This window comes from Eleftheria terrae, from assembly GCF_030419005.1.
In the GTDB taxonomy this organism is placed as follows: domain Bacteria; phylum Pseudomonadota; class Gammaproteobacteria; order Burkholderiales; family Burkholderiaceae_C; genus Caldimonas; species Caldimonas terrae.
Window position 1 is genome coordinate 157,939 of sequence record NZ_CP106951.1, and the last position, 15,264, is coordinate 173,202.

Here is a 15,264-nt window from a genome sequence, read left to right on the forward strand (position 1 = left end):
CTCACTGGGTGAGAACGACCTGGGCCGAATCCGACCAGCAGGCCCAGGCTGCATCGCCCCAGGCCAGGGCATCGTCGGGATGGCGCTCGACATGGCTTTGCTGCACCTTCAGCATCGCCCCGCTGGGCAATTTCAGCTGGTAGAGCGTGTAGCTGCCGAAATAGGACAAGGCCTGCACCGTGCCTTGCACGCGGTTGTACTCGCCTTCGGGGGCGCGGCGCGAGAGGCGGATCTTCTCCGGCCGCAGCGCCACCGTGACCGGCATGCCGCGGCTGCCGGTGATGCCGTGGCCGACATAGTGCCGGCAGTCGGGGCAGGCGATCACGACATGGTCGCGCTCGTCTTCCACCACGCTGCCGGCCATCAGGTTGACATTGCCGATGAAGTCGGCCACGAAGCGCGACGACGGCGTCTCGTAGATCTCGCCGGGGGCGCCCACCTGCAGTAGCCGGCCTTCGCTCATCACCGCGATGCGCGAGGCCATGGTCATGGCCTCCTCCTGGTCGTGGGTGACCATCACGCAGGTGACACCCACCTGCTCGATGATGTGGGCCAGCTCCACCTGCGTCGCCTCGCGCAGCTTGCGGTCGAGCGCGCCGAGCGGCTCGTCCAGCAGCAACAGCGCGGGCCGCTTCGCCAGGCTGCGCGCCAGCGCCACCCGCTGCTGCTGGCCGCCGGAGAGCTGGTGCGGGCGGCGGCGCGCCTGGGGGCCGAGCTGGACCAGCTTCAGCATGGCCTCGACCCGCTCGGCCACCTGCTGGCGTGGCAGGCCGTCGCGCCGCAGACCGAAGGCGATGTTGTCCCACACCGTCAGGTGAGGGAACAGCGCATACGACTGGAACATCATGTTGATGGGCCGCTCGTAGGGCGGCAGCGGCACCAGGTCCTGGCCGTCCAGCACGATGCTGCCGGCGTCGGGCGTCTCGAAGCCGGCCAGCATGCGCAGCAGCGTCGTCTTGCCGCAGCCCGAGGAGCCGAGCAGCGCGAAGATCTCGCCCTTGGCGATGTCCACGCTCACGCTGTCGACCGCCTTCACTCCGCCGAAGGACTTCACCACGCCGCGGATCTGCAGATAGGCGCCCGGATCGGCGGCGGTCATCGGCGGTCCCTCGCCGGTGCGCGCCCGGCATCTCGCCCCAGGGCGGCCGCGGCCTGGCCCGGCCGTGCCGGCCCGGTGTGTACTTGGGTCATGCCCCCTCCCGTGGGTATGGCGAGTGACACCGCTGGGTGCCGGCCCGGCTCACAGGCCGGTCTTGAACGAGGTGTAGATCCGCGTGACGGTCCGGCGGATGTCGTTGCTCAGCGCATCGGGGGCGCTCATGCGCTTCATGTCGTCGTCGCTGGGGAACACGGTCGGGTTGCTCGCCACCTCGGGTTTCACGAAGGGCCGCGAATCCTTGTTCGGGTTGGCGTAGAAGACGCTGTTGGTCAGGCTCGCATGCACTTCCGGCCTGAGGATGTAGTTGATGAACTTGTGGGCGTTGCCCGGATGCGGGGCATCGGCCGGAATCACCATCACGTCGAAGAAGAGGAGACCGCCGCTCTTCGGGATCAGCGCCTCGATCTTCTGCCCGGTCTTGCCGTCGATGGCGCGCTGGCGGGCGATGTTGATGTCGCCGGACCAGCCCAGCGCGGCGCAGATCGAGCCGTTGGCCATGTCGTTGATGTAGCCGGACGAGCTGAACAGCGTCACATAGGGGCGCACGCTCTTCAGCAGCGCCGGTACCGCCTGGTAGTCGGCCTGGTTGCGGCTGTAGGGCGGCTTGCCGAGGTAGTGCAGGGCGGACGGCACCACTTCGCTGGCGCCGTCGAGCATGCTGACCCCGCAGGACTTGAGCTTGGAGATGTACTCCGGCTTGAACAACAGGTCCCAGGCGTTGTCGGGCATTGGCAGGTCGCCGAGCGCGGCCTTCACCTTGTCGACATTGATGCCCACCGTGGTGAAGCCCCACAGCCAGTTGACCTGGTACTGGTTGCCGGGATCGAGCTTGGCGAGTTGTGCCTGCAGTGCCGGGTCGAGGTGCTTCAGGTTGGGCAGCTGGGCCTTGTCGAGCTTGCGCAGCAGGCCTCCATCGGCCTGCAGCTTGGCCCAGTAGGACGAGGGCACCACCACGTCATAGCCGGTCTTGCCCGCCACCAGCTTGGCGTGCACGATCTCGTTGTTGTCGAAGTTGTCGTAGCGCACCTTGATGCCGGTCTCCTTCTCGAAGTTGGCCAGCGTGTCGGGCGCGATGTAGTTCGACCAGTTGTAGACGTTGAGGACCTTCTCCTCCTCTTGGGCAAGGGCGCCCTGTGGCAGCAGGGGAGCGGCAACAGCGCTGGCGAGGCCCAGCATGGCAGCCAGGCGGTGCAAGGAGTGGCGGGTCATCGGGGTTCCTCCGTCGGGTGGTGTTCGATGTCTCGGTGGCCGCGGGCACCGGCGCCGGACTGCAGGGTGCCTGCGGTGGCGGGCTTCACAGCCAGCCCTTGTCCTTCAGCTCGGCCCAGGTCTTGTCCAGGCACAGGCGGATCAGCCCGCCCATCTCGTCGATCTGCGCGGTGGTCATCACCAGCGGCGGCGCGACGATCATGCGGTCGCCGACCGCCCGCATGATCAGCCCGTTGGCGAAGCAATGCGCGCGGCACAGCATGCCCACCGCCTGCTCCTCGGGGAAGGCCAGGCTGCGTTCCTTGTCCTTCACCAGCTGCAGGGCGCCCATCAGGCCGCAAGTCTCGGCGTCGCCCACCAGCGGGTGGTCTTTCAGGCCCTGGTAGAGCTTGGCGAGATGCGGGCCGGTTTCGCTCTTCACCCGCTCCACCAGGCCCAGTTGCTGCACCAGTCGGATGTTGGCCACCGCCACCGCGCAGGCCACCGGATGGCCGGAGTAGGTGTAGCCGTGCTCGAACTCGCCGCCTTGCTCGATGAGCACGCGGGCGACGCGCTCGCCCACCATCACCCCACCCAGCGGCACATAGCCTGAGGTAACCCCCTTGGCGAAGGTCATCAGGTCCGGCCGGGTGCCGAAGCGCTCGCAGCCGAACCAGTGGCCGGTGCGGCCGAAGCCGCAGATGACCTCGTCGCTGACCAGCAGGATGCCGTGGCGGTCGCAGATGCGCTGCACCTCCGGCCAGTAGGTCTCGGGCGGGATGATGACGCCGCCGGCGCCCTGGATCGGCTCGCCGATGAAGGCCGCCACCCGGTCGGCGCCGAGTTCCAGGATCTTCTCTTCCAGCCAGGCGGCGGCCTGCCGGCCGAAGTCGTCACGACTCATGCCACGGCCCAGCTGCCACCAGAAGGGCTGCTCGATGTGCACGATGCCGGGAATCGGCAGGCCGCCCTGCGCGTGCATCGCGCTCATGCCGCCGAGCGAGGCACCTGCCATGGTGGAGCCGTGGTACGCGTTCTTGCGGCTGATGATCACCTGCCGCTGCGGCTGGCCCAGCAGGTCCCAGTAGCGCCGGACCATGCGCACCACCGTGTCGTTGCCTTCCGAGCCAGAGCCCGAGAAGAACACGTGCTGGAACTGCGGCGGCGTGACGCTGGCCAGCAGCTCGGCCAGCTCCACCGCAGGCGGGGTGGTGGTCTGGAAGAAGCTGTTGTAGAAGGGCAGCTCCTGCATCTGCCGGGTGGCCGCCTCCACCAGGGCTTGCTGGCCGTAGCCGACGTTGACGCACCACAGGCCGCTCATGCCGTCGAGGATCTTGTGGCCTTCGCTGTCCCAGAGGTAGATGTTGTCGGCCCGGGTGATGATGCGTGAGCCCTTCCTGGCAAGTGACTGGAAGTCGGTGAAGGGATGCAGGAAGTGGGCCGCATCGGCGGCCTGCCAGTCGCGGGTGCTGCGGGTGGCAGCGGGGGCGCGGGGCGCAAGTGCAGCGCTCATGGGTGTCTCCTGGAAAAGGCGGTGGGGACCGGGGTGCGTCGGCCGCTCACACATGCAGCAACAGGTGCTCGCGCTCCCAGGGCGAGATCACCTTCATGAACTCCTCATGCTCGGTTTCCTTCACCTCGCAATAGACGGTGATGAACTCGTGGCCGAGCACCTCGTGCAAGTCGGTTTCGCTTCTCAGCCGGCTGAGGGCCTCGCTGAGGCTGCGTGGCAAGGTGTATTCGCCGAGGTAGGCGTCGCCCTTGCACTCGGGGGTCGGCTCGATGCGGTTCTTGATGCCCAGCCAGCCGCAGGCCAGCGTGGCGGCCAGCGCGACATAGGGATTGGCATCGGCGCCGATCACCCGGTTCTCGATGCGGCGGGCGGCCGGGTTGGCCACCGGCGAGCGGATGCCCACCGTGCGGTTGTCGGTGCCCCACTGAATGTTGATTGGCGCCGCCGTGGAGCGGGCCAGGCGGCGGTAGGAGTTCACATAGGGCGCGAACAAGGCCATGGCGGCCGGCACATAGCGCTGCAGCCCCCCGATGTACCAGTGGAACTCCTGTGAGGCGCTGCCATCGGGGTTGCTGAACAGGTTGCGGCCTGTGGCCTTGTCGATCAGGCTCTGGTGCACGTGCATCGCGCTGCCCGGCTCGTTGGCCATGGGCTTGGCCATGAAGGTGGCATACATCTCGTGGCGCAGCGCGGTCTCGCGGATGGTGCGCTTGAAGAAGAACACCTCGTCGGCCAGCTGCAACGGATGGTCGTGGAAGAAGTTGATCTCCATCTGCCCCGCGCCGACTTCGTGGATCAGCGTGTCCACGTTCAGCTCCATCTGCTGGCAGTAGTCGTAGATGTCCTCGAAGAGCGGGTCGAACTCATTGACCGCATCGATGGAGTAGGCCTGGCGCGAGGTCTCGGCCCGCCCGCTGCGCCCGCGCGGCGGCTTCAGCGGCTGGTTGGGGTCGGTGCTGCGCTCGATCAGGTAGAACTCGAGCTCCGGTGCCACCACCGGCAGCCAGCCCTCGGCATCGAACAGATTGCAGATGCGCCGCAGCACCGAGCGCGGCGCGTAGGGGATCAAGCGGCCCTCGCGGTCGAAGCAGTCGTGGATGACCTGGGCCGTGGGGTCGACCGCCCAGGGCACGATGCGCACCGTGGCCGGATCGGGCTGCAGGTGCATGTCGCGGTCGGTGGGCGTGATCACGTCGTAGTAGGGCCCCTGCTCGGGGAACTCGCCGGTCACCCCGATCGCGACGATCGCCTCGGGCAAGCGCATGCCGCGGTCTTCCGTGAACTTCTCGCGCGGCAGGATCTTGCCCCGCGCCACGCCGGTGAGGTCAGGCACCAGGCACTCGATCTCGGTCACGCGGCGCTCGTTGAGCCATTGCTCCAGTTCGCTGAAAGTGAAGTTGTCTCGAACCACCATACATCCCCGTTTTTTTCCGGTGCGGGCCGAGGCCCGCCTGTTGATCTGGATTCCTCTCGACGGCTTCTTCGGTCAGCGAAGCGGCGCTAGGTCATCGGGTCGCGGGGACGATCACGGTAATCGCGGCAGGCTTCGCCGAAGGCGCGGAAGAGGCGCAGCGACACCGGGTTGTCGGCGGCCTGCCATTCGGGATGCCATTGCACGAAGAGGTTGAAGCCGGGCGCCTCGGCACTCGAGAAGGCCTCGATCAGCCCGTCCGGCGCGGTGGCTTCCACCCGCAGGCCGGGCGCCAGCTGGCGCACGCCCTGTCCGTGCAGGCTGTTGACCTGGAACTCGCGCTGGCCGACCACCGCCTCCAGCACGCCGCCGGCTTCCACCCGCACGGCATGGGCCATGCCGTACTGCACCTCCACGCTGTCCTCGTCCCGCGAGCGGTGGTCCTGCAGGCCAGGCTGCTCTTGCACCGCCTGGTGCAGCGAACCGCCGAGCGCCACGTTGGCTTCCTGCAGGCCACGGCAGATGGCAAACAGCGGCACGCCGCGCTGCAGTGCGGCGGGGATCAGGGCCAGTGTCCAGGCATCGCGGCCGGGGTCGAGCGGCAGGCGGCTGTCGTGCACCGCCTCGCCGAAATGGCTGGGGTGCACATTGGAGACCGAGCCGGTGAGCAGCACGCCGTCGGCCAGATCCAGCAGCTCGTCGGCCGCCTCGGGTGCTTCGCCGGGCACCACCAGGGGGAGGCAGCCGGCCAGGCGCACCGCATCGACGTACTTCTTGCCGGCCACGTGGAAGGCATGGTGGCCGAGGTGCTTGTTGCAGGCGGGTACCAGCACCACGGGGCGGCGGGACTGGCGGGGAGCGGAAATGAAGGTCATAAGCTTGCTGCGTGATTCCGGTCTTGCGACCCGACGCACTGGGCTGACGGGAGCCGGCGCGATACCTGGCCGGCCGGTGCAATAAGTGTGCCAAACCGCACACCGCTGTCAATCAAGTGGGAACCCAGGGGTGAGCGCCGGCGGGTCACAGCAGGTCCCTCAAGCGGTACCACGCCATGGCGAGCACCAGCGCCGGCATGCGCAGCCAGGCGCCGCCGGGGAAGGGGTGATGCCGCAGGCGGGCGAAGACGTCGAAGCGGCTGGCATGGCCGGTGATGGCTTCGGCGACCAGCTTGCCGGCCAGTCCGGTGAGGGCCAGGCCGTGGCCCGAGAAGCCCTGCAGGTAATAGATGTTGCGTGCACCGTGGCGGGCCGCTGCACCGTGCAGGGGCAGCCGCCCGAAATCGGGAGCCCGGTTCATCGAGATGTCCACGAAGCCGCCCCAGGCGTATTCGACCCGCACCTCCTTCAGCTGCGGGAAGCTCTTGACCAGCCGCCGTCGCAGCCCCGCCGCCATGCGAAAAGGCGTCATCGTGCTGTAGCTGACGCCGCCGCCGAACACCAGGCGACTGTCGAGCGTCGGGCGGAAGTAGTCGAGCACGAAATCGGTGGTACAGGCGGCGGAGCGGGACGGGATGAGCGTGGCCACCCGGTCCTCGCCCAGCCGCTCGCTGGCCACCACATAGGTGCCCACCGGCATGATGCGTCGCTCCAGCTCGGGGGCCAGCCCCTGCAGGTAGACGTTGCCGGCCAGCAGCACATGCGCTGCCCGCACCGTGCCGCCGCGCGCGTGGACGGTGCAGCGGGTACCGGGCTCGATGCGCAGCACCGGGCTGTCCTCGTGGATGCGCGCACCCAGCGCGGTGGCGGCGCGGGCCAGCCCCAGGCAGTACTTGAGGGGGTGCAGGTGGCCGGAGCGCGGATCGTGCACCCCGCTGTGGAAGCGCGGGCTGTTGATCCACCGGGGCAATTCCTCGTGCGGTATCCAGGTGGACGGGTAGCCGTAGGCGCGGGCCATGTGCTCCTGTCCCGCGCGCAGCCGGTGGGCCTTGCGGGCATTGACGGCCAGGCTCAGGAAGCCGGGCTGCCATTCGCAGTCGATGCCGAAGCGCGTGCGGCGCTCGTGGATCAGCTCGATGGCCTCGATCGACATGTCCCAGATCCGCCGCGCATCGGCCATGCCGAGCTGCGCTTCGATCTTGGGCTGGTCGCAGGCAAGGCCGTGGATCACCTGGCCCCCGTTGCGGCCGGAGGCGCCCCAGCCCACCTGCCGGGCCTCCAGGACCACCACCGACAGGCCGCGCTCAGCCAGCTCCAGCGCGGCCGACAGGCCCGCCAGCCCGCCGCCGACGACCGCCACATCCACCTGCATGTCGCCCTGCAGCGCGGGGTAGTTCACCTCGCGCCTGGCGGTGGCCGCGTAGTAGGAATTGCGCGTGAGTTCCCGGTCGGCGCGGTGCAGGTGCATGGGCTGTATCGCTAGGCGGAGTCCTGCTGCAGTGGAGGAGGGGCGGCGTTGTCAGCCGGCGCTGCGCCTGAGCGCTTCGGCGATGCTGCCCACCAGCTGGTCGATCTGCGGCTTGTCGATGATCAGCGGTGGCGACAGGGCGATGGTGTCGCCGGTGGTGCGGATCAGCACGCCGCTTTCCCAGCAGTCGAGGAAGATGGAGAAGGCCCGCTTGCCCGGCTCGCCGGCCAGGGGCGCCAGCTCGACCGCGCCGACCAGCCCAATGTTGCGCACGTCCACCACGTGCGGCAGGCCCTTGAGGCCGTGCACCGCGTCGGCGAAGTACTCGGCCAGTTCGCCGCGGCCACGGGTGAGCAGGCCTTCCTCCTGGTAGGTGTCCAGCGTGGCCAGGGCCGCCGCGCAGGCCAGCGGGTGCGCCGAGTAGGTGTAGCCGTGGAAGAACTCGATCAGGTGCTCCGGCCCGTTCATGAACGCGTCGTGAATGGTCTGGCGCGCGAATACCGCCCCCATGGGTACGCAACCGTTCGTGATGCCCTTGGCGACCGTCATCAGGTCGGGTGTCACGCCAAAGTGTTCGGCCGCGAAGGGGGAGCCCAGGCGGCCGAAGCCGGTGATGACCTCGTCGAAGATCAGCAGGATGCCGTGCTTGTCGCAGATCTCGCGCAGTCGCTGCAGGTAGCCTTGCGGCGGGATCAGCACGCCCGTGGAGCCGGCCACCGGCTCCACGATGACGGCCGCGATGGTGGACGCGTCGTGCAGCGCGATCAGGCGCTCCAGGTCGTCTGCGAACTCCGCGCCGTGCTGCGGTTGTCCGCGCGAGTAGGCATTGCGCTGCGGGTCGTGGGTGTGGCGAATGTGATCGACGCCAGCGAGCAAGGTACCGAACATCTTGCGGTTGGCCACCATGCCACCCACCGAAATGCCGCCGAAGTTGACGCCGTGGTAGCCGCGCTCGCGGCCAATGAGCCGGGTGCGCTGGCCTTCACCGCGCACGCGGTGGTAGGCAATCGCCATCTTGAGGGCGGTTTCCACCGCTTCCGAGCCGGAGTTGGTGAAGAAGACCTTGTTCAGGCCCTCTGGCGTGAGTTGCACCAGCCGTTGCGCCAGCTCGAAGGCTTTGGGGTGGCCCATCTGGAAAGGCGGCGCGTAGTCGAGTTCGCCGGCCTGGCGCTGGATCGCTTCGACGATGCGCGGGCGCGCGTGGCCGGCGTTGACACACCAGAGGCCGGCGATGCCGTCCAGCACCTGGCGGCCCTCGGGCGTCCAGAAATGCATGCCCTCGGCACGGGACAGCAGGCGAGGGGACTTCTTGAACTGGCGGTTCGCCGTGAAGGGCATCCAGTAGGCGTCGAGGTCTTGATGCATGGGGCGGATCTGTTGGCTGAAGGGCGGGCCCATCATGAACTGCGTCACGTCCGGGCTGAGAAACAGTCTAGGCGGTGACGCCAGCAATTGGGTTGCGCAATCGAGGTGTCAGCAGGGAGGTGTTCGCATATCATGCGAACAAGCGAAGCTTCATTGCAATTTCATGCGAAGCCCCTCCCGAGAGTCGCAACTCGATGCCATCGATCGCGCCATCCTGGCGGTGCTGCAGAGCGACGCGCGGCTGTCCAACGTGGAGCTCGCCGAGCGAGTGCACCTGTCGCCGTCGGCCTGCCTGCGGCGGGTCCGGCAACTGGAAGAGCGCGGCGTCATCGCTCAGTACGTGGCCTTGCTGAATCCGAAGGCCGTGGGCCAGCCAGGCACCTCGTACACCATCGTCAACATCGAGCGCACGACGCCCGACACCTTGCGTGTCTTCGAGCAGGCCGTACGCGACGAGCCGCAGATCCTCGATTGCTTCTACGTGGCCGGCACCAATGACTACCTGATCCGCTTCACCTATCGCGACGCCGAGGACCTGGAGCAGTTCCATGCCGAGGTGCTGGCCCGCCTGCCCGGCGTGGTGAGGTCGAATTCCATGCTGGTGCTGCGCACCGTCAAGCGGACGACGGCGCTGCCACTGTGAGGCTGGCCGTGCGCCGCCCGGCGGCGCGGCACGGGGGCGCCGGTCTCAGCCCGCGGCGGCGAGCCGGCCGCAGAGATAGGTCCAGACAAAGTGGGCTGCCGCCTGCGCTGTCAGGTCCGCGTGGTCGTAAGGCGGCGCCACCTCGACGCAGTCCATCCCGACCCACGGCAGGTCGGCCGATTCCTCGAGCAGGCTCAGCACCTGGCCGGTACTCATGCCGCCTGGTTCCGGCGTGCCGGTGCCGGGTGCCCAGGCAGGGTCGAGGCAATCGATATCCAGGCTGAGGTAGAGCGGCGGCCTGCCATGCGCGGCCAGGCGCTCGCGCAGCTGTTGCAGCACCGGGGCCAGGTGGGTCGGGCTTTCCAGTCCGCGCAACTGGCGGGCGGTGAAGATCAAGCCGCCCTGGTCCCGCACATGGTCTCGCGCCTGCCGTTCGCCGGCAGAGCGGATGCCCACCTGTACGAAGCATTCCTTCACCACCAGGCCTTCCTGCATCGCTTCATAGACCCAGGTGCCATGGCCGCTCGGCTCACCGAAGTGGTCCTGCCAGGTGTCACAGTGCGCGTCGAGGTGCAGCACCGCGAGCGGCCGCCCCAGCCAGGCCCGGTAGGCTCGCAAAAGAGGCAGGGTGATGGAATGGTCACCTCCCAGCCACACCATGTGGTGCCGGCGAATCAGCGCCTCCACCAGCGGCGCCATGGCGGCCCGCATGGCGGCGAGCCCGGTGTTGGGCAGGGCGAGGTCGCCGAGGTCCGTCAACCAGGGCCCGGGCGACAGGTCGAAGTGGGGATGGATGCCGTCGCAGAGCAGGTGGCTCGCGGCACGTATGGCCTGAGGCCCGAAGCGGGCCCCCGGCCGGTGGGTGACGGCGCCGTCCCAGGCGAGGCCCGCCACCGCATAGGGCCGTCCCGTAGCGCCGCCCGGCACGCTCAAGAAGGTGGATTGTGAGAGGAAAGGGAAGTGGCTCATCGGCAGGCAGGCAGCGATGCAGGAGGGAGGCAGCTTCTCATGGAAGCGTCCTGCCACCGGGACAACCGGGCCGAAGCGTGGGGGCTTGGCCTGTCGCTCGTTGATGACGCTGGTGTTGCCGCCACCCCGGTCCCTTTTCATATTCAGGAACTCTCGTTTCACATCATGGAACTGCGCATTGGTGCAGTGCGGAAAAATCTTTCATTGTGAAAAAACAAGTTCCACATCCCGAAATGAAATCGTTAAGTCGTTGATTTTCCAGGACAAAGGTTCGTGTCTTATATAAGACATAAGTGTCGCGAAATCCGGTGATGACTCTTAAGCTTGAGTCCATCAACACACCTGTTTTTCACCTACCGGAGGTCTACATGACGAACCTGACCCGCGAACAGCAAGCCGCCGCCCTTGAGAAGGACTGGGCCGAGAACCCCCGCTGGAAAGGCATCAAGCGCGGCTACAGCGCCGCCGACGTGGTGCGCCTGCGCGGCTCGGTGCAGATCGAGCACACGCTGGCCAAGCGGGGTTCCGAGAAGCTGTGGCAACTCGTCAACACCGAGCCCTTCGTGAATGCCCTCGGCGCGCTGACCGGCAACCAGGCGATGCAGCAGGTCAAGGCCGGCCTGAAGGCGATCTACCTGTCGGGCTGGCAGGTGGCGGGCGATGCGAACCTGGCCGGCGAGATGTACCCGGACCAGTCGCTGTACCCGGCCAACTCCGTGCCGCAGGTCGTCAAGCGCATCAACAACACCTTCCAGCGGGCTGACCAGATCCAGTGGTCCGAGGGCAAGAACGACATCGACTTCTTCGCGCCCATCGTGGCGGACGCCGAGGCTGGCTTCGGCGGCGTGCTGAACGCCTTCGAGCTGATGAAGGCCATGATCGAGGCCGGTGCTTCCGGCGTGCACTTCGAGGACCAGCTGGCCTCGGTGAAGAAGTGCGGCCACATGGGTGGCAAGGTGCTGGTGCCGACCCGCGAAGCCGTCGCCAAGCTGGTGGCCGCTCGCCTGGCTGCCGACGTGTCGGGCACGCCGACCGTGCTGATCGCCCGCACTGACGCCGAAGCCGCCGACCTGGTGACCAGCGACGTGGACGACAACGACAAGCCCTTCACCACCGGCGAGCGCACCGTGGAAGGCTTCTTCCGCACCAAGCCGGGCCTGGAGCAGGCCATCAGCCGTGGCCTCGCCTATGCGCCGTACGCCGACCTGATCTGGTGCGAAACCGGCAAGCCGGACCTGGCCTATGCGAAGAAGTTCGCCGAAGCCATCCACAAGCAATTCCCGGGCAAGCTGCTGAGCTACAACTGCTCGCCGTCCTTCAACTGGAAGAAGAACCTCGACGATGCCAGCATCGCCAAGTTCCAGCGCGAGCTGGGCGCGATGGGCTACAAGTTCCAGTTCATCACGCTGGCTGGCTTCCACAGCCTGAACTACTCGATGTTCAACCTGGCCCACGGCTACGCCCGCAACCAGATGAGCGCCTTCGTGGAACTGCAGGAAGCCGAGTTCGCCGCCGCCGAGAAGGGCTTCACCGCGGTGAAGCACCAGCGCGAGGTCGGTACCGGCTACTTCGATGCCGTGACCACCACGATCGAGCGCGAAGCCTCGACCGCCGCGCTGAAGGGCTCGACCGAAGACGAGCAGTTCTTCGACCAGAAACACGGCTGACCCCAGCCTGACCGCCTCCCCGGCGGGCGGCTGCTGCCAGCGGCCGCCCGAAGTGTGAGAAGCTCGCGAAGCATCTGACTGGATGCATTGGCCCGGCCGCTGTGCAAGCTGCCGGGCATTTTTGTCCATGCTGCGGTAGAATCGGTCCCATCTTTCACCAGCAAGAGCGAGAAAGGCACACGGGTTATGACACCGCGAACTACGACCACCCCTTTTACTGAGGTCTAGTCGGTCGGCCGCGGCTTGCGTTTGTCTATTTCGAACCCATGAAAGCGCGGCGACCCCCGCGCTTTTTTTGTTTTCTGCGCCGCATGCAGGGCGCCATGAGAGGTCAAGATGGTTTCAGTTCAGTTGCCGGATGGTTCCAAGCGTGAGTTCCCCGGCCCCGTCACCGTCGCGGAAGTCGCGGCGTCCATCGGCGCCGGCCTGGCCAAGGCCGCGCTTGCCGGCCGGGTGGGGCAGGGTGATGCGGCGAAGGTGGTGGACACCAGCTACCGCATCGAGCAGGACACGGCGCTGGCCATCCTGACCGAGAAGGACGCCGACGGCCTGGACGTCATTCGCCATTCCACGGCGCACTTGCTGGCGTACGCCGTGAAGGAGCTGTTCCCCGAGGCGCAGGTGACCATCGGCCCTGTCATCGAGAACGGCTTCTACTACGACTTTTCCTACAAGCGCCCCTTCACGCCCGAGGACCTGCAGGCCATCGAGAAGAAGATGGCCGAGCTGGCGAAGAAGGACGAGAAGGTCGAGCGCCGGGTGCTGCCGCGCGACGAGGCGGTGGCGTACTTCAAGGGCCTGGGCGAGCACTACAAGGCCGAGATCATCGCGAGCATCCCGGCCAATGAGGACGTCTCGCTGTACAGCGAGGGCGGCTTCACCGACCTGTGCCGCGGCCCGCACGTGCCGAGCACGGGCAAGCTCAAGCACTTCAAGCTGATGAAGGTGGCTGGCGCCTACTGGCGCGGCGACCACCGCAACGAGCAGCTGCAGCGCATCTACGGCACGGCCTGGGCCACCAAGGATGAGCTGCAGCAATACCTTCACATGCTCGAGGAAGCCGAGAAGCGCGACCATCGCCGCCTTGGCCGTGAGCTGGACCTGTTCCACATCGACGACCACGCGCCCGGCGTCGTGTTCTGGCATCCCAAGGGCTGGGCGGTGTGGCAGTGTGTCGAGCAGTACATGCGGGCGGTCTATCGCGACAACGGCTACCGCGAGGTCAAGGGCCCGCAGTTGCTGGACAGCAGCCTGTGGGAGAAGACCGGCCACTGGGACAAGTACCGCGAGAACATGTTCACGACCGAGAGCGAGAAGCGGGACTACGCGCTCAAGCCGATGAACTGCCCGGGCCATGTGCTGATCTACAAGCAGGGCATCAAGAGCTACCGCGACCTGCCGCTGCGCTACGGCGAATTCGGCCAGTGCCACCGCAACGAGCCGAGCGGCGGCCTGCACGGCATCATGCGGGTGCGCGGTTTCACGCAGGACGATGGCCACATCTTCTGCACCGAGGAGCACATCCTGCCCGAGTGCCGCGAGTTCACGGCCTTGCTGCAGAAGGTCTACCGTGATTTCGGCTTCACCGAGATCATCTACAAGGTGGCGACGCGGCCGCAAGCCCGCATCGGCTCCGACGAGAACTGGGACAAGGCCGAGCACGCCCTGATGGAGAGCCTGCGCGCCTCGGGCTGCGAGTTCAGCATTGCGCCGGGCGATGGGGCCTTCTACGGTCCGAAGATCGAGTACACGCTGAAGGACGCGATCGGCCGGCAGTGGCAGGTCGGCACGATGCAGGTCGACTTCTCGATGCCCGGGCGGCTGGGTGCGGAATACGTCACGGAATCCGGCGAGCGCCGTGAGCCGGTGATGTTGCACCGCGCGATCGTCGGCAGCATGGAGCGCTTCATCGGCATCCTGATCGAGCAACATGCTGGCGCGCTGCCGGTTTGGCTCGCTCCGGAGCAGGTCAAGGTGCTCAATATCACCGACGCGCAGGCGGACTACGTGAAAGAGATCGTCAAAACGCTGCAAAAACAAGGACTTAGGGTTGAGGCCGATTTGCGCAACGAAAAAATCACGTATAAAATCCGCGAGCATTCAATGCAGAAGGTTCCCTACATCCTCGTTGTCGGTGACAAGGAGAAGGCGGCGGGAACCGTCGCGGTACGTGCCCGAGGCAACCAAGACCTCGGTGTGATGTCCCTCGACAGCTTCTCCCAAAAGATTGCAAGCGACATCGCTCAAAAGGTGTGACGCCGGCGGCCCTCCCAGGGGCTGCCTACCGCCTGACCTGGCGAGCCATGTGTTTTTTGTTTATGGGGTGGGACCCCTGAGGATCTGAGCCATCGCTACTTTCATGGACCGACGCACTCCCAATGTGGAGCGCAAGCACCGCCTGAATCGGGAAATCACCGCGCCGGAAGTCCGGCTGAACGGGCCCGACAATGAGCCGCTCGGTATCGTGAGCCTGCAGGAAGCACTGCGGCTCTCCCAGGAGCATGACGTCGACCTGGTGGAGATTGCAGCGACGGCCACGCCTCCGGTCTGCCGCCTGATGGACTACGGCAAGTTCAAGTACCAGGAACAGAAGAAGGCGGCCGAAGCCAAGGCGAAGCAGCACGTCATCGACATCAAGGAAGTGAAGTTCCGCCCCGGCACCGACGAGGGCGACTACCAGATCAAGCTGCGCAACCTGCGCCGCTTCCTTGAAGAAGGCGACAAGGGCAAGGTCACGCTGCGTTTCCGCGGCCGCGAGATCACGCACCAGGAACTGGGCATGCGCCTGCTGGAGCGGGTGCGCGACGACCTGACCGACGTCTCGGTGGTCGAGAACATGCCCAAGCTGGAAGGACGCCAGATGATCATGGTGCTGGCGCCCAAGAAGAAGAAGTAAAGCAACAGACGAGCGTCGGACGGGCTCCCTGCAGGAGCCTTTCTCAGCAAGTTTCGATACCTTGCCCATGGTTTGGTCGCCGCGGGTGAGGCAAGTGGCCCGGGGCCGGC

Annotated in this window: 13 protein-coding genes; 5 read left to right on the plus strand and 8 right to left on the minus strand. The window is 66.7% G+C overall.

What is annotated here, in order from left to right:
• Position 1: 1 nt before the first annotated feature.
• The 7 genes from N7L95_RS01165 to aptA form a co-directional block, all read right to left on the minus strand.
• Complete coding sequence (locus N7L95_RS01165; protein ID WP_301257994.1) at positions 2-1,099, minus strand: ABC transporter ATP-binding protein; 1,098 nt, start codon at positions 1,097-1,099, stop codon at positions 2-4.
• A 141-nt stretch (positions 1,100-1,240) separates the two neighbouring features.
• The gene (locus tag N7L95_RS01170) at positions 1,241-2,368 is read right to left on the minus strand and encodes a polyamine ABC transporter substrate-binding protein (RefSeq protein WP_435870048.1); all 1,128 of its coding nucleotides are present in this window, start codon (positions 2,366-2,368) and stop codon (positions 1,241-1,243) included.
• A gap of 85 nt (positions 2,369-2,453) precedes the next feature.
• Positions 2,454-3,860: an aspartate aminotransferase family protein gene (locus tag N7L95_RS01175; RefSeq protein ID WP_301257995.1), complete on the minus strand. Its 1,407-nt coding sequence runs from the start codon at positions 3,858-3,860 to the stop codon at positions 2,454-2,456.
• 46 nt (positions 3,861-3,906) lie between these two features.
• Positions 3,907-5,274 carry a glutamine synthetase family protein gene (locus N7L95_RS01180; protein WP_301257996.1) on the minus strand — a complete coding sequence of 456 codons (1,368 nt, stop codon included), beginning with the start codon at positions 5,272-5,274 and terminating at the stop codon, positions 3,907-3,909.
• 86 nt (positions 5,275-5,360) lie between these two features.
• Entirely contained in the window at positions 5,361-6,146 is a 786-nt protein-coding gene (locus tag N7L95_RS01185) for a gamma-glutamyl-gamma-aminobutyrate hydrolase family protein (RefSeq protein WP_301257997.1), read from the minus strand.
• Positions 6,147-6,291: 145 nt separating this feature from the next.
• Entirely contained in the window at positions 6,292-7,614 is a 1,323-nt protein-coding gene (locus N7L95_RS01190) for an NAD(P)/FAD-dependent oxidoreductase (protein WP_301257998.1), read from the minus strand.
• 51 nt (positions 7,615-7,665) lie between these two features.
• Positions 7,666-8,979 (minus strand): omega-aminotransferase AptA, encoded by a 1,314-nt coding sequence (gene aptA, locus N7L95_RS01195; protein WP_301257999.1) that lies wholly within the window; start codon positions 8,977-8,979, stop codon positions 7,666-7,668.
• 163 nt (positions 8,980-9,142) lie between these two features.
• Between aptA and N7L95_RS01200 the strand changes: the two genes are divergently transcribed.
• Positions 9,143-9,622: an Lrp/AsnC family transcriptional regulator gene (locus tag N7L95_RS01200; RefSeq protein WP_301258000.1), complete on the plus strand. Its 480-nt coding sequence runs from the start codon at positions 9,143-9,145 to the stop codon at positions 9,620-9,622.
• A 45-nt stretch (positions 9,623-9,667) separates the two neighbouring features.
• Here N7L95_RS01200 and N7L95_RS01205 read toward each other — a convergent pair whose 3' ends face one another.
• Positions 9,668-10,591, minus strand: coding sequence for an agmatinase (locus N7L95_RS01205; protein WP_301258001.1), 924 nt, complete (start codon positions 10,589-10,591; stop codon positions 9,668-9,670).
• A 39-nt stretch (positions 10,592-10,630) separates the two neighbouring features.
• On the opposite strand from N7L95_RS01205, the gene N7L95_RS01210 reads away from it, so the two are divergent.
• The 4 genes from N7L95_RS01210 to infC all read left to right on the plus strand — a co-directional run bounded on the left by N7L95_RS01210 (position 10,631) and on the right by infC (position 15,154).
• Positions 10,631-10,801, plus strand: a complete 171-nt coding sequence (locus N7L95_RS01210) for a hypothetical protein (RefSeq protein ID WP_301258002.1) — start codon at positions 10,631-10,633, stop codon at positions 10,799-10,801.
• A gap of 167 nt (positions 10,802-10,968) precedes the next feature.
• Entirely contained in the window at positions 10,969-12,258 is a 1,290-nt protein-coding gene (gene aceA / locus N7L95_RS01215) for an isocitrate lyase (protein WP_301260232.1), read from the plus strand.
• Between the two features lie 336 nt (positions 12,259-12,594).
• Positions 12,595-14,514 (plus strand): threonine--tRNA ligase, encoded by a 1,920-nt coding sequence (thrS, locus tag N7L95_RS01220; RefSeq protein WP_301258003.1) that lies wholly within the window; start codon positions 12,595-12,597, stop codon positions 14,512-14,514.
• A gap of 103 nt (positions 14,515-14,617) precedes the next feature.
• Entirely contained in the window at positions 14,618-15,154 is a 537-nt protein-coding gene (gene infC, locus N7L95_RS01225) for a translation initiation factor IF-3 (protein ID WP_301258004.1), read from the plus strand.
• Positions 15,155-15,264 lie beyond the last annotated feature (110 nt).

What these genes read in the sequence shown, in the direction of transcription:
- N7L95_RS01165 (WP_301257994.1), bottom strand. Translation starts at nt 1,099, where the DNA reads ATGACCGCCGCCGATCCGGGCGCCTATCTGCAGATCCGCGGCGTGGTG.
- N7L95_RS01170 (WP_435870048.1), bottom strand. Translation starts at nt 2,368, where the DNA reads ATGACCCGCCACTCCTTGCACCGCCTGGCTGCCATGCTGGGCCTCGCC.
- N7L95_RS01175 (WP_301257995.1), bottom strand. Translation starts at nt 3,860, where the DNA reads ATGAGCGCTGCACTTGCGCCCCGCGCCCCCGCTGCCACCCGCAGCACC.
- N7L95_RS01180 (WP_301257996.1), bottom strand. Translation starts at nt 5,274, where the DNA reads ATGGTGGTTCGAGACAACTTCACTTTCAGCGAACTGGAGCAATGGCTC.
- N7L95_RS01185 (WP_301257997.1), bottom strand. Translation starts at nt 6,146, where the DNA reads ATGACCTTCATTTCCGCTCCCCGCCAGTCCCGCCGCCCCGTGGTGCTG.
- N7L95_RS01190 (WP_301257998.1), bottom strand. Translation starts at nt 7,614, where the DNA reads ATGCACCTGCACCGCGCCGACCGGGAACTCACGCGCAATTCCTACTAC.
- aptA (WP_301257999.1), bottom strand. Translation starts at nt 8,979, where the DNA reads ATGCATCAAGACCTCGACGCCTACTGGATGCCCTTCACGGCGAACCGC.
- N7L95_RS01200 (WP_301258000.1), top strand. Translation starts at nt 9,143, where the DNA reads ATGCGAAGCCCCTCCCGAGAGTCGCAACTCGATGCCATCGATCGCGCC.
- N7L95_RS01205 (WP_301258001.1), bottom strand. Translation starts at nt 10,591, where the DNA reads ATGAGCCACTTCCCTTTCCTCTCACAATCCACCTTCTTGAGCGTGCCG.
- N7L95_RS01210 (WP_301258002.1), top strand. Translation starts at nt 10,631, where the DNA reads ATGGAAGCGTCCTGCCACCGGGACAACCGGGCCGAAGCGTGGGGGCTT.
- thrS (WP_301258003.1), top strand. Translation starts at nt 12,595, where the DNA reads ATGGTTTCAGTTCAGTTGCCGGATGGTTCCAAGCGTGAGTTCCCCGGC.
- infC (WP_301258004.1), top strand. Translation starts at nt 14,618, where the DNA reads ATGGACCGACGCACTCCCAATGTGGAGCGCAAGCACCGCCTGAATCGG.